At 48.8% G+C, this 1,143-nt stretch carries 1 pseudogene; it reads right to left on the bottom strand.

From position 1 onward, the window contains the following. Positions 1-535 precede the first annotated feature (535 nt). Positions 536-1,143, bottom strand: a pseudogene (locus tag F6J94_RS33965) (photosystem II D2 protein (photosystem q(a) protein)); the annotation flags it as partial.

Genomic DNA, 1,143 nt, shown 5'->3' with positions numbered 1-1,143 from the left:
TCATCACTGAGTAGTTGAGCCATGATTCTTAGATGCACTCCTTAAACAATCCCATACAAAAAACTATCCGCTCTCACGGCTAGTGTTTTGGTTAATCCATAACACCTGGTGTGAGAGCGGTCTAGCGGGTCTTCTGATTGAAACCAGGCTGCCGAGAGGAACTCTTAGGTAGCCCTGCCTAAGCAGTCATATAGATTCTCCGTAGAGAATCCAGCTAACTCCTAGAGAACAGCCCCGGCGCACAGCCGGCTAACTCCAACCAGATGACCCATGATTTTACTACTATCTTCCATGGGCATCACCTCCTTTAATCCCTAAGCGGTTTTTTTTACCTTTCCAGGATTATCACCTTTCCTTAAGTTAACAGACTATCGATCAAATTGCAACCTCTGCAAACTAGGATCATGATAAATTCGCCTAATATTGCTCAGAGCGTTCCAGTTTTCTTTTTCTAGAACTGCTCAAAGCCCCACCTCCTGGTGGGGCTTTGAGAAAATCCAAGCGCTAACCTTAATTCGGGATCAGCTTTGGAGTCTTACAGAGCGTTACCGCGAGGCAGTACTTCCTCAGGGAACTCAAAGTTTTGGTGAGGTTGGTCTGCCGGAGCCATCCAAGCCCGTAGACCCTCGTTCAGCAAAATGTTCTTAGTGTAGAACGTCTCAAACTCTGGGTCTTCTGCTGCCCGGATTTCCTGGGACACGAAGTCATAGGCTCGCAGGTTTAATGCTAAACCTACAATTCCCACTGCACTCATCCACAAGCCAGTTACTGGCACAAACAACATGAAGAAGTGTAACCAGCGCTTGTTGGAGAAGGCAATCCCGAAGATTTGAGACCAGAAGCGGTTAGCGGTGACCATTGAGTAGGTCTCTTCCGCTTGGGTCGGGTTGAACGCCCGGAAGGTGTTTGCTTTGTCCCCATCCTGGAACAGGGTATTTTCCACCGTTGCCCCATGAATGGCACACAGCAGAGCACCACCTAGTACCCCGGCTACGCCCATCATATGGAAGGGATTCAGTGTCCAGTTGTGGAAGCCTTGCAGGAACAGGATGAAACGGAAGATACCTGCTACTCCGAAGCTAGGAGCAAAGAACCAGCTCGACTGTCCCAATGGGTACATCAGGAACACGCTGACAAATACTG

Source organism: Moorena sp. SIO1F2, assembly GCF_010672755.1.
Lineage (GTDB): Bacteria > Cyanobacteriota > Cyanobacteriia > Cyanobacteriales > Coleofasciculaceae > Moorena.
The sequence above is the reverse complement of the archived record's forward strand: the minus strand, read 5'-3'. Positions and strand labels throughout refer to the sequence as shown.